Source organism: Duganella violaceipulchra (genome assembly GCF_019166075.1).
GTDB lineage: Bacteria > Pseudomonadota > Gammaproteobacteria > Burkholderiales > Burkholderiaceae_D > Rugamonas > Rugamonas violaceipulchra.
In genome coordinates, this window is the sequence record NZ_JAHTGR010000002.1 from 523,289 (window position 1) to 535,208 (window position 11,920).

Here is an 11,920-nt window from a genome sequence, read left to right on the forward strand (position 1 = left end):
GATGACGAAATCTGCATAACGGCGATAAAACAGAAGACGCAGCCCGGCGCCGCTGGCACAATCGCCGTCATGCATAAAGAACTCCCTCACGACGACGCCCGGCGCGCCCTGGGCATGGACATCGCCGATCCCTTTTTTGCCGAAGCGCTGTTTGACGCGCTGCCGGACGTGGTCTTCTTCGTCAAGGACGTCGAATGCCGCTATGTGGTGGTCAATCAGACGCTGGTGCAGCGTTGCGGCCAGCGGCACAAGGCGGCGCTGATCGGCCGCACCCCGGCCGAGGTGTTCGCGCGGCCGTTCGGCCAGACTTACCTGGCGCAGGACATGGCGGTGCTGGCCGGCGGCAGCGATATCGAAGACCAGCTGGAACTGCATCTGTATCCCAACCGCGATCCCGGCTGGTGCCTGACGCGCAAGACCGCGCTGCGCGACGCCGACGGCCGCATCGTCGGCCTGACCGGCGTCTCGCGCGACCTGGCGATGGCGGATAAGAAGAACCCCGCCTACCGCAAGGTGGCGGCGGCGGTGAACCTGATCCACCAGGAGTACGGCCAGGCCTTGCCGCTGGCCGAACTGGCGCGCACGGCCAATATGTCGGTGGCGCAGATCGAGCGCTACTTCCTGCGCATCTTCCACCTGACGCCGCGCCAGATGATCATCCAGACCCGCGTCGACGCGGCCTCGCGCCTGCTGAAGGGCGCCGCCAGCGTGGCGGAAATCGCCCAGGCCTGCGGCTACGGCGACCATTCCGCCTTCACGCGCCAGTTCAAGGCCACCACCGGCATCACGCCGACCCAATACCGCCAGCTGGCGGTGGCGGGCAAGAACGGCTAGCCTGGTCACAGCGGCGGGCGGACGTCGGCCAGTTCGGCGCGGTTGCGTCCCATCTGCTTGGCGCGGTAGAGCGCGGCGTCGGCCTGCTTGAGCAGGTCGGCGGCGGCGCTGTCGGCATCGGGCACCGTTACCGCGACGCCGGCGCTGACCGTGACCACGCCGTGGGGCGACAAGGCGTGGGGCATGCGCAGCGCCGCCACCGTTTCGCACACCAGGGACGCCATCTTGTGCGCGTGTTCGGCATCGGTCGATTGCGAGATCACCGCGAATTCCTCGCCGCCGTAGCGGGCGACGAAATCACCGCTGCGCCGCATCTGGGCGGCCAGCGCCTGCGCCACCCTGCGCAGCACCTCGTCGCCGGCCTGGTGGCCGTAGTGGTCGTTGTATTGCTTGAACAGGTCCACGTCCAGCATCACCACCGCCAGCGGCTGGCTGCCGCGCCAGGCGCGGCTCCATTCGGCGGCCAGCATCTCGTCGAAGCGGCGCCGGTTGGCGATGCCGGTCAGGCCGTCGGTGGCGCTCATCGCGGCCAGCAGCTGGTTCGATTGTTCGAGCTCCCGTGTGCGTTCCTGCACCCGGCTTTCCAGTTCGCGCTCGCGCATGCGCAGTTCGTTGAGCATCACGGCGAAGCCGATGCCGACGATGCACAGGGTCAGGATGAACTCCTGGGCGTGCAGCGTCTCCAGGTACACCGGCACGTCGCCGAAGGGTTTGAAGTGGGCCGTCATCGTCATCGCCATGCCGAGCGAAATCAGGGCCACGCACAGCGTCGTCATGCGGATGCCGAAGCGGAAGGCGATCACCGCCACCGCCGGCAGCAGCAGGGTAGGCGTGACGGGGAAGCCGTCGATGGCGCCGCCCTGCGCGAACAGCACGGCCGTCGCCAGCATCAGCGTCAGCGCCAGGCCGGCGTCGTCCAGCCATGTGCGCTGCCGCTTCTGGCGCGGCGGATAGGTGAAGGCCAGCAGCATCGGCGTGTAGATCAGCAGCCCGAGGGCGTCGCCGAACCACCACAGGCGGGCCAGCGTCAGGTAGGGCGTGGTGTCGCCGCCGACCTGCTGCATCACCACCGCCGCCATCAGCGCGGCCGCCATCGTGCCGGCGATCGGCCCGGCCACCACGAAGCGCAGCAGGTCCTGCGTGCGTTGCAGGCGGAAGGTGGCGCCGCTGCGGCGCATCAGCAGGAAGGACAGCATCACCTCGAACAGGTTGATGACGCTGAGCAGGACCGCTTCATGCAGGGGAAAGGTGCCGAGATTGCCCAGGATGTCGGAGCCGAAGGTCAGCGCCGCCATCAGCGGCGCGCGCTGGCCGTTGAAGCGTACCAGCGCCGCCAGCAGCACCGCGTTCGGCAGCCAGACCACCACCACTTTTTCCGGCGTGACGGCGCAGAACAGCGTCAGTTTGACGCTGGCGAAATGGAGCAGGAACAGTAGTACGCAGAACAGCCAGCCAGGCCGTTCCCAGAACGTGGCACGTTTGATCATCAGCTGCCTTTGCGGAGGGAGGCAACCGGCGCGGCGGTCGGTTCACGCTAGATTGCCCCGCAACGGCAGCGCTGTCAATCCCCGCCGGATTGGGCCGCCAGCGCGCGTTCTTCGTCGTTGGCGTGGTGCCGGTCCCAGGCCTGCAGGCGCGGCGCCATCAGGTGGCGCCACAGCGGCGGCACCATCGCCACCAGCATGGTCGACAGGTAGCCGCCTATCATCATCGGCGCCTCCGGGTAGGGATGCAGGTCCTGGTACGGCAGGCCGGCGCGCGCGTGGTGGTGCGAGTGGCGCGTCAGGTTGAACATGGTCCAGGAGCTCAGGCGCTTGTTGGTGTTCCACGAGTGGCGCGGCTGCACCGGCCTGGCCGGATTGCGCACCAGCCCATAGTGCTCCATGTAGTTGACCACTTCCAGCATGGCCTTGCCCCACAGCGCGCAGGCGGCGAAGAACAGCGTCGCCGCGGCGCCGCCCCAATACCAGGCGGCGGCCAGCAGTAGTACGCTCATCAGGTGGCCGCGTATCACCAGGTTGTGCCGGCTGTACTGGCGATGGCCGCGCCGTTCCAGGCGCTTGCGCTCCAGCCTCCACGCGCTGATGTTGCCCTTGATGGTGGAGCAGACGATGTGCCAGTAGACGTTGCGTCCGCGCGGCGCGGTGGCCGGGTCCTCACGGGTGGAGACGTAGCGGTGATGGCCGTACACATGCTCGATGGCGAAGCCGGTGTCGAAGCTGAAGGCCAGCAGCCAGCGGCCGATCAGCAGCGATGCCGGTTCCTTCGTGCGGTGGACCAGTTCATGCGCGGTGATGGTGCCTATTGTCCCTATCATCAGCCCGGTCAGCACCACGGCGGCGCCCAGTTGCAGCGGCGTGGCGTAGCGGCCGGCGATGAAGCTGTCCAGCGCGGCGCCGACGATCAGCAACAGCAGCGGCAACGCCAGCCACAGTTGGCCGGTCAGGATGGCGTGGTGGCGCAGCGAGGGCGTGCTCAGATCGTCGCCGCCCAGCAGGTCGCCCAGCACGTAGAACAGCACCACGCCCAGCAGCGACGCCGCAGTCGTGTCGCCGCCCGCGTACAGCGCGGCGGCGGCCAGCAGGCCGACCACATGGAACAGGCAAAACTTCAGGTAGTGCAGGACGTTCATTGACGCGGTCTCCTTGTTGTTATTACGTCCATTGTAGGCAGCGTGGCGGCGTCCAGGGGAGGTGCCGGATTGACAGGCAGGGGTTATTTATTGACAATCGTTTCATCTTCATTGAGGCGCTCCCCATGCAGGCAAACGACCACACGCTGGCCAGCAGCTACCTGCGCCAGATCGCCGAGCAAATCGGCAGCATGGGCGGCGACGTCGGCGACTGGCTGGCGCGCAGCGGCCTGCGCGCGGACCAACTGGACGACGGCGAACTGGCCGTGTCCTTCCCGGTGTTCCGCCAGTTGGTGCTCGATTCGGTGGCGCTGACCGGCGAGCCGGCCATGGGCCTGCTGGTAGGCGACCGCCTGCGCGAGCACACCCACGGCATCCTCGGCTACGCCGCCATGAACAGCGCCACCTTGCGCCAGGCGCTGGAACTGCTGGAGCGCTTCTTCATGCTGCGCACGACGATGATCTCGATCGACTTTGAACAACTGGGCGACGAGTTCCGTGTGCGCCTGCATGAACGCATTCCGCTGGGCGATATCGCGCGGCCGGTGCTGGAGGCGGCGCTGCTGGCGTTCAAGAACGTATTGGACTTCATCGCGCGCGGCGCATATCAGTGCCGTGGCGTGGCCTTCCAATTCGCCGCGCCGTCCGACGCGCCGCTGGCGCGTGAGCTGTTCCGCTGCGAGGTTCAGTATGGCCAGGATTGGACCGGCATGGTGCTGCCGTCGGCCGCCATCGACGTGCCGTTGCGGGTGGGCGATCCGGCCACGTTCGGGCACGCGGTCCAGATCTGCCAGCGCGAGCTGGACAAGCTGGCGGCGCAGGTTTCCTTGAGCGCGCGGGTGCAGCGGCTGATGCTGGAGCAGCGCACCAGCTTCCCGTCGCTGCAGCTGACGGCGCGGCTGCTGTGCGTGACGCCGCGCACCTTGCACCGGCGCTTGCTGGAGGAGGGCAGCTCGTACAAGCAGATACTGGAGCAGGTGCGCCGCATGCTGGCGATGGAATACCTGCGCGCCGGGCAGCTGAGCGTGCAGGAGATCAGCTACGCGCTGGGCTACACCGACGTCGCCAATTTCCGCCGCGCGTTCAAGCGCTGGGAATCGGTGCCGCCGTCGGCGCGGCGCTGACGATTTGTGGCATTATTGGCATGCCTGACTTCACAACATCAACGGAGACCAGCATGGCGAATAAAGCGATCGTATTGACGACGGAGGCGCTGCGGCGCCGTTCCTTTCTGCGGCAAGCCGGCACGATAGGCGCCGCCGCCGCACTCGGCAACCCGGTGCTGGAGGCGCTGGCTGCGCAGCCGGGCCGCGTCACGCTGCCGTTCGAAAACGGCGAGCGCGAACTGGTCGCCTATCCGCAGAAGCGGCCGCTGATCCTGCTCACCGCCCGTCCGCCGCAACTGGAAACGCCGTTCAGCGTGTTCAACGAATCGGCGATCACGCCTAACGACGCCTTCTTCGTGCGCTACCACTGGAGCGGCATCCCGACTTCTATCGACCCGCAGACTTATCGCCTGCGCGTCGGCGGCAACGTCACTACGCCGCTGGAGCTGTCGCTGTCCGACCTGCGCCAGATGGCCGACGCAACCGAGTTGGTCGCCGTGGTCCAGTGCTCCGGCAACAGCCGTGGCCATTTCGAGCCGCGCGCCAATGGCGGCCAGCTGTCCAACGGCGCCATGGGCAACGCCCGCTGGACCGGCGTCCCGCTGCGCAAGGTGCTGGAAAAGGCGGGCGTGAAGGCCGGCTCGGTGCAGGTCGCGTTCAACGGCCTTGATACGCCGCCGCTCGGCGACGGTCCCGATTTCGTCAAGGCGCTCAATCTCGATCATGCACTGGATGGTGAAGTGATGCTGGCCTGGCAGATGAACGGCGCCGACCTGCCGATGTTGAACGGTTATCCGCTGCGCCTGATCGTGCCCGGCTACTACGGCACCTACTGGGTCAAGCACCTGTCCGACATCACCGTGACCGACAAGGTATTCGATGGCTTCTGGATGAGCACCGCCTATCGCATCCCGGACAACCAGTGCGCCTGCACCGAGCCAGGGAAAGGGCCGGCCAAGACCGTGCCGATCAACCGCATGAATGTGCGTTCCTTCGTCACCAGCCTGACCGAAGGCATGCACGTCAAGACTGGACAACAGACGGTGGTGCGCGGCATCGCCTTCGACGGTGGCTATGGCGTGAACGAAGTGGCCTTCTCCGCGGACGGCGGCAAGAACTGGCAGGCCGCGCAGCTGGGCAAGGACCTGGGAAAATACTCGTTCCGCGAATGGAGCGCGGCGTTCACGCCCAGGCAGAAGGGCGGCCTCGAACTGATGGTGCGGGCCGTGAATCGCATCGGCCAGGGCCAGCCCGCCAGCGCCTTGTGGAACCCGCCCGGCTACATGCGCAATGTGGTTGAATCGACGCGCATCGTCGCGGTTTAAGGAGTGCCCCATGATGATCCGTTCCCTGCTTGCCGCCGGCCTGATGATGGCTGCCCCCGCGTTCGCGCTCGACATCGACCTGCCGTCTGAAACCGCGCTGTTCAAACCCAGCACGCTGCCGGGATATACGCTGGTCCAGAACAATTGCATGATTTGCCACTCGGTGCATTACATCCAGTCGCAACCGCCGGCATCGCCCCGCGCTTATTGGGAAGCCACGGTGAAAAAAATGAAGAAGCCGTTCGGCGCCCAGTTTTCGGACGCCGATATTCCCGACATGGTCGATTACCTGGTCAAGACCTATGGCGCCGAACGTGTGGCTGCTGCCGGCATGCCGGCGAAAAAGGATAGCGGGAAATAGGCATTGCGGGGCGCTGCGGCGCCCGCGCCGAAAGCAAAAAGGGCGATAACTCATCGAGTTGTCGCCCTTCGAAATTCTTGGTGGTGATGGGGGAATCGCACCGATTGTCGTCAACCGTACTTTTCCAGCCAGAGACAAAGAGCTCCTGCAGTGGCGTGAAAAGCGGGCCGTAAGGCCATGATAGCTAGGCTGCTTCCAGCAGCCGGAGTTCGACGTGCAGGCCCGCTTTGGCAGCCATATTCACCAGCGCATCGATCCCGAACAGATTGATTTTGCCGCGCATCAGATCGGACACGCGAGGCTGAGTGATGCCCAAGACCTTGGCGGCCTCGCCTTGGTTCAGTCCGGATTTGGCGATGTAGCTTTTCAGCTGCGCCATCAGTTGAGAACGAACCCTCATATTCTCGGCCTCTTCTGGCGTGTCTTCAATGGCGTCCCAGACGCTTGCAAAACGATTAGCGGTCATTTTCCCAACTCCCTCTTCAAATCACGGTAGCGTTTCTCGGCCAAATCAACATCTGGCTTACTGGTTTGCCCGGTTTTCTTTTGAAAGCAGTGCAGCACGTAGATGGCGTCGTCGAACTTTGCTACATAAATCACTCGGAATGCCCCAGCTTCATCCCGAATGCGTATTTCCTTGGCGCCAGGTCCGATGGTGGTTGCCATGGGCTTCCAGTCGTCTGGATCCCGCCCGTTCTGCACGAGGTCAATCTGGTGGCCAGCTTCACGCTTGGCGGCGATTGGGTAGGCGCGCAAATCATCAAGGGAACTGCCACGAAACTCTACTGGCTTGGGGGCAAGTTTTGTCGAATCCGTCATGTCACGAATATACAAGATTTTGTATGTGCTTGCAAATACTCGGCTGTGACGATTCCTAACATTGGGAACTTCTTCGGACTAATATGGAGAAATTGGCCGAGAGTTGTCATAAGCGTCACCGGCGAATTCCTATGCAACACGATGCGAGTAGAGCTGAAATGAAAAAGCCTGAGGCAGGTAACCCTTTCAATGTTAACTCTGAGTGCATAAGATGAATGGCCACCAAAATGAGGGCGCACGCACAACCGTGCAAATCACCGAGGAATTCCTGCGCTCCGGCGCCAGCGTGCGCGGCGGCTGGACCCGTGAACAGCTCGGCCTGCTCGGCGTTGGCTGGCCCTCCCCCAAGGGATGGAAGCGTGCCATTCTCGGTCAGACAATCGATGCCGTGCATGCGCAGAAATTCACATGGAGCAGTTCGGTCGCCAGCGCGTGCGGGGTGGGCAGTACTGTACGCTTGACCAGGCTGAAGTCGACGCCGCGCTAGTGCGCCAAGGGCAGTGGGAAGGTGTCGAGCGCGCTGCCCTGAGCCGCCGCAGTTATGAGCTGCAGGACAGTTGGCATGCAGCACTCGACAACGTACTGCGGCTTGCCCTGCGGTTCTATGAATCGACGTCCGCCAGCCCGCGCGATGAATTGTTTTCGGCCATGTACGGACTGACGCGATACCGATTTTGGCACAGCGATTTCGACGCCGCTCTGGATAGCGCATTCTGGGACGAAAAGGGTATCTTGCCGGTCCTGCTTAGCTTCCGCGATAATCGGCCGATGGCTTCCCAATGCGAGGACGCCTTCTGCGTGTTGGGCGGTGCGATGACGCGTAGTCGCAGGAACGGCCCACCGTTCCATCACCTGTTTCTGTTTGGCTGGACCGCGTTTGTGCCGTCAGCTACTGCCGCGCAAACGGCAAAGATCGAACAGTGGCTGCATGCGCTGCCTGCTGAGCGCGACCGCCGTTACGATGAATTCACCGCCATTTTACTGCCGCAAATGCGCTACCTGTTGCGGAGATGACGGCGATCAGGTGGATGTAGTAACCGACAATGGCTTCATGCCACTGGCTGGTTGGCTGGCCGGCACGTCACCGCACCGTTTCAGTTTCAGTTTCATCATGAGGGAGTCACGCCCCAAAGTGAGCTAGTTTTCTAACTGGTGATGAAGCAGATTCACGCGAGAATTTACCTGCCATGTGTAGCACCCTTGTGCAACACCCCGCGAGTAGAGCGGACATGAAAAAGCCGCTGAACCTTTCGGATCAACGGCTTATAGAATTCTTGGTGGTGATAGGTGGACTTGAACCACCGACCCCAGCATTATGAATGCTGTGCTCTAACCAACTGAGCTATATCACCTGCAACGCCCAGCATTATGGGGCTTGGCGCCTTCGCTGTCAACGACCGTCCCGAAATTTTTTTAAAATTTGAATCGCGTCGCCAAAAGATGGTCAAATTGGTATGCTGTTTTGAGCACTTTTTTAACGGAGACGTTATGGCGACCAATATCTTTGTGAACCTCCCCGTGCGCGACCTGGCCGCCTCGGTCAAGTTCTTCACTCATCTGGGCTACTCCTTCAACCAGCAATACACCGACGACGGCGCCACCTGCATGATCGTGGCGGAAAATATCTTCGTCATGCTGCTGGTCGAGGAGCGCTTCAAGAGCTTTACGCCGAAACCGATCTGCGACGCCCGCACGTCGACCGAGGTGCTGGTCTGTCTGCAGGTGGAGTCACGCGAGCAGGTCACGTCCATGGTCAACCAGGCCATCGAAGCCGGCGGCAGCGCGTACAAGGAACCGCAGGACCACGGCTTCATGTACGGACACGGCTACCAGGACCTCGACGGCCATTTGTGGGAAATCATTTATATGGATACGGCGCCGCCGCAATCCTGAAGCCGCTTAGCCCAGCTTCCCGGCGATCCGCGCCAGCATCGCGCTGGCCGGATCGGCGCCCAGGCAGTCGAGCACCACGCGCTCCGGCATGGAGCGCAGCCATGTCAGCTGGCGCTTGGCCAACTGGCGCGTGGCGATGATGCCGGTCTCGCGCATCGTCTTGTAGTCGATGGTGCCGTCCAAGTATTCCCATGCCTGGCGGTAGCCCACGCAGCGCATTGACGGCAGGCCGGGATGCAGGTCGCCGCGCCGGCGCAGCACTTCCACTTCGGTGATCAGATTACCGTCCGGGCCTTCTTCCAGCATGATGTCGAAGCGGCGCGCGATGCGCTCGTGCAGCACGGCGCGGTCCGACGGCTCCAGCGCGAACGACAGCAGGTCAAACGGCAGTTCGGTCTTTTCCTTCAACGCCAGCAGTTCCGACATCGGCTTGCCGCTCAGGGCGCAGATCTCCAGCGCGCGCTGGATGCGCTGCGCGTCGGCCGGCGCCAGGCGGGCGGCGGTTTCGGGATCGAGCACTGCCAGCTTAGCGTGCATGGCCGGCCAGCCGATGCGGGCCGCTTGCTCTTCCAGTTCGGCGCGCAGCGCGGGATCGGCGCCGGGCAGGTCGTCGAGGCCGTCGGCCAGCCCTTTGAAGTACAGCATGGTGCCGCCCACCAGCAAGGGCAGCTTGCCGCGCGCGACGATCTCGCCGACCAGCCGCAGCGTATCGTTGCGGAACTGCGCCACCGAATACGAATCGAGCGGATCGATGATGTCGATCAGGTGATGCGGCGCGGCGGCGCGTTCTTCGCGCGTGGGCTTGGCGGTGCCGATGTCCATGCCGCGATACACCAGCGCGGAATCGACCGAGATGATCTCCGACGGAATGCGCTGCGCGATCGCCAGCGCGGACGCCGTCTTGCCCGACGCCGTAGGCCCCATGATGGCGACCGCCAGCGGTTTTGAAGCGTGAGTGCTCATCTTATTGACCGCGCAGGAACAGCTTGTCGAGCGCGCCGATTTCCACCTGCACCCAGGTCGGGCGGCCGTGATTGCACTGGTCGGCGCGTTCGGTCATTTCCATCTGGCGCAGCAGGGCGTTCATCTCCTGCGTCGACAGGATGCGGTTGGCGCGCACCGCCGTGTGGCAGGCCAGTGTGCCCAGCAGCTCGTTCTGGCGCTCGATCAGCACCCGCGAGCCGCCGAATTCGCGCACGTCGCGCAGTACATCGCGCGCCAGCGTCTGGGCGTCGGCGTTCTTCAGCAGCACCGGCACCGAGCGCACCGCCAGCGTGGTCGGCGACAGCGTGGCGATGTCGAAGCCCAATGCCTGCAAGGTCTCCTGGTGTTCGGAGGCGGTGGCCACTTCGACCGTGTCGGCATAGAAGGTGACGGGGATGAGCAGCGGCTGCACCTGCATCTCTTCGCCGGCGACGCGGCTATCGAGCGCGGTTTTCAGTTGTTCGTACAGGATGCGCTCATGCGCGGCGTGCATGTCGACCAGCACCATGCCCTTGTTGTTCTGCGCCAGGATGTAGATGCCGTGCAGCTGCGCCAGCGCGAAGCCGAGCGGGAATTCCTCCTGCGCCATCGCCGCCGGGGAGACGCTGAACGGGCTGGCCTGCGGCAGCGCCATGTCCGATTCGGCGCGGTAGCCGGTGACGGGGCCGGAGCCGCCGAACAGGGCGCCGTATTTTTCCGTGCTCTGGGAGACGCCGCCTTCGCTGCCGCCGAAGCGGGGCGCGCCGAAGCCTGCGCCGCCGTCGCGCGAACCAAATGGCGATGGCGAGAACGTCGGCGAGTAGTCCGGCGCCAGCAATGGTCCGAACGAAGTCTGTTCGCCGCGCCAGGTCGAGCTGCCCAGGCTTTCGGCCGCCGGCAGCGGCGACGGCACGCTGCCGTGCGCGGTGGCCGAGGTCTGCGCCAGCGCGCGCTGCACCGCATGGAACACAAACTGGTGCACCGCGCGGCTGTCGCGGAAGCGCACTTCGATCTTCGACGGATGGACGTTGACATCCACCAGCGCGGGATCGAGGTCGAGCGCCAGCACGTAGGAAGGGAAACGGTCGCCGTGCAGCACGTCCTGGTAGGCCGCCTTGACGGCGTGTACCAGCACCTTGTCGCGCACGAAGCGGCCGTTCACGTAGAAGAATTGGCCGTCGGCGCGCGCCTTGGAGGCGGTCGGCAGGCCGGCGTAGCCGTGCAGGCGCAGCGGGCCGGCGCTTTCGTCGATCGGCAGGCGCGCCTCGGCGAAGCCGTCGCCGAGGATGTGGGCGCTGCGCTTGGCCATCTCGCTGACGTTCCAGTGGTCGATGGTGCGGCCGTTGTGGCTGAGCGAGAACGACACGTCCGGCCGCGCCAGCGCGATGCGGCGCACGACTTCGGCGCAGTGGCCGAATTCGGTCTGCTCGGATTTGAGGAACTTGCGGCGCGCCGGCGTGTTGAAGTACAGGTCCTGCACGTCGACCGTGGTGCCCTGGGCGCCGGAGGATGGCGCCACCGCGCCGTTGTGCGAGCCGACGATTTCCCACGCGTGGGCGGCGTCGGCGGTGCGCGAGGTCAGCGTGACGGCGGCCACCGAGGCGATCGAGGCCAGCGCCTCGCCGCGGAAGCCCAGCGTGCCGACGTTTTCAAGGTCGTCCAGCGAGGCGATCTTGGAGGTGGCGTGGCGCGCCAGCGCGAGCGGCATCTGCTCGGGCGGGATGCCGCGGCCGTTGTCGGTGATGGCGATGCGTTTGACGCCGCCTTCCTCCAGCCGCACGGTGATCTGGGTGGAGCCGGCGTCGAGGGCGTTTTCCAGCAGCTCCTTGACCACGGCGGACGGCCGTTCGACCACCTCGCCGGCGGCGATCTGCGAAATCAGCTGGTCGGGCAGGGCCTGGATGGGGCGGATGGGGAGAAGAGGGCGTGGGGAAGTGTCGGGCGCGTTCATCCTGAGATTATAACTGCTCACGGCACCCGATTACCC

General features: G+C 64.5%; 12 protein-coding genes and 1 tRNA gene. 6 read left to right on the forward strand and 7 right to left on the reverse strand.

Annotation, left to right across the window (positions count from 1 at the left end; all coding sequences use genetic code 11):
* The first annotated feature begins 69 nt into the window (after window positions 1–69).
* Entirely contained in the window at window positions 70–834 is a 765-nt protein-coding gene (locus KVP70_RS05310) for an AraC family transcriptional regulator (protein ID WP_229224601.1), read from the forward strand.
* A 5-nt stretch (window positions 835–839) separates the two neighbouring features.
* Here the strand turns inward: KVP70_RS05310 and KVP70_RS05315 are convergent, their stop codons facing one another.
* Both KVP70_RS05315 and KVP70_RS05320 read right to left on the reverse strand, forming a co-directional pair.
* A complete protein-coding gene (locus tag KVP70_RS05315) occupies window positions 840–2,321 on the reverse strand; it encodes a GGDEF domain-containing protein (RefSeq protein ID WP_217941028.1) in 1,482 nt (493 codons plus the stop codon).
* 74 nt (window positions 2,322–2,395) lie between these two features.
* Window positions 2,396–3,466 carry an alkane 1-monooxygenase gene (locus tag KVP70_RS05320; protein WP_217941029.1) on the reverse strand — a complete coding sequence of 357 codons (1,071 nt, stop codon included), beginning with the start codon at window positions 3,464–3,466 and terminating at the stop codon, window positions 2,396–2,398.
* A 125-nt stretch (window positions 3,467–3,591) separates the two neighbouring features.
* Here KVP70_RS05320 and KVP70_RS05325 point away from each other — a divergent pair, with 125 nt between their 5' ends.
* Genes KVP70_RS05325 through sorB form a run of 3 tightly spaced genes read left to right on the forward strand, consistent with a single transcriptional unit; the run spans window position 3,592 to window position 6,258 of the window.
* Window positions 3,592–4,590, forward strand: a complete 999-nt coding sequence (locus KVP70_RS05325) for an AraC family transcriptional regulator (RefSeq protein ID WP_217941030.1) — start codon at window positions 3,592–3,594, stop codon at window positions 4,588–4,590.
* Window positions 4,591–4,643: 53 nt separating this feature from the next.
* A complete protein-coding gene (gene sorA / locus KVP70_RS05330; RefSeq protein ID WP_217941031.1) occupies window positions 4,644–5,897 on the forward strand; it encodes a SorA family sulfite dehydrogenase catalytic subunit in 1,254 nt (417 codons plus the stop codon).
* Window positions 5,898–5,907: 10 nt separating this feature from the next.
* A complete protein-coding gene (sorB, locus tag KVP70_RS05335) occupies window positions 5,908–6,258 on the forward strand; it encodes a SorB family sulfite dehydrogenase c-type cytochrome subunit (protein ID WP_217941032.1) in 351 nt (116 codons plus the stop codon).
* A gap of 184 nt (window positions 6,259–6,442) precedes the next feature.
* Here sorB and KVP70_RS05340 read toward each other — a convergent pair whose 3' ends face one another.
* Both KVP70_RS05340 and KVP70_RS05345 read right to left on the reverse strand, forming a co-directional pair.
* The gene (locus KVP70_RS05340; protein WP_217941033.1) at window positions 6,443–6,724 is read right to left on the reverse strand and encodes a helix-turn-helix domain-containing protein; all 282 of its coding nucleotides are present in this window, start codon (window positions 6,722–6,724) and stop codon (window positions 6,443–6,445) included.
* Entirely contained in the window at window positions 6,721–7,077 is a 357-nt protein-coding gene (locus KVP70_RS05345; RefSeq protein WP_217941034.1) for a type II toxin-antitoxin system RelE/ParE family toxin, read from the reverse strand. Before KVP70_RS05345 ends, KVP70_RS05340 begins: the two co-directional genes overlap by 4 nt.
* 408 nt (window positions 7,078–7,485) lie before the next feature.
* Between KVP70_RS05345 and KVP70_RS05350 the strand changes: the two genes are divergently transcribed.
* Window positions 7,486–8,091, forward strand: a complete 606-nt coding sequence (locus tag KVP70_RS05350) for a hypothetical protein (protein WP_217941035.1) — start codon at window positions 7,486–7,488, stop codon at window positions 8,089–8,091.
* A 261-nt stretch (window positions 8,092–8,352) separates the two neighbouring features.
* Here the strand turns inward: KVP70_RS05350 and KVP70_RS05355 are convergent.
* Window positions 8,353–8,429, reverse strand: a tRNA-Met gene (locus tag KVP70_RS05355).
* A 136-nt stretch (window positions 8,430–8,565) separates the two neighbouring features.
* Between KVP70_RS05355 and KVP70_RS05360 the strand changes: the two genes are divergently transcribed.
* A complete protein-coding gene (locus KVP70_RS05360; RefSeq protein ID WP_217941036.1) occupies window positions 8,566–8,970 on the forward strand; it encodes a VOC family protein in 405 nt (134 codons plus the stop codon).
* 6 nt (window positions 8,971–8,976) lie between these two features.
* Here KVP70_RS05360 and miaA read toward each other — a convergent pair whose 3' ends face one another.
* Window positions 8,977–9,933 carry a tRNA (adenosine(37)-N6)-dimethylallyltransferase MiaA gene (miaA, locus tag KVP70_RS05365; RefSeq protein WP_229224602.1) on the reverse strand — a complete coding sequence of 319 codons (957 nt, stop codon included), beginning with the start codon at window positions 9,931–9,933 and terminating at the stop codon, window positions 8,977–8,979.
* A 1-nt stretch (window position 9,934) separates the two neighbouring features.
* Window positions 9,935–11,884: a DNA mismatch repair endonuclease MutL gene (gene mutL / locus KVP70_RS05370; RefSeq protein WP_217941037.1), complete on the reverse strand. Its 1,950-nt coding sequence runs from the start codon at window positions 11,882–11,884 to the stop codon at window positions 9,935–9,937.
* Between the last annotated feature and the right edge of the window lie 36 nt (window positions 11,885–11,920).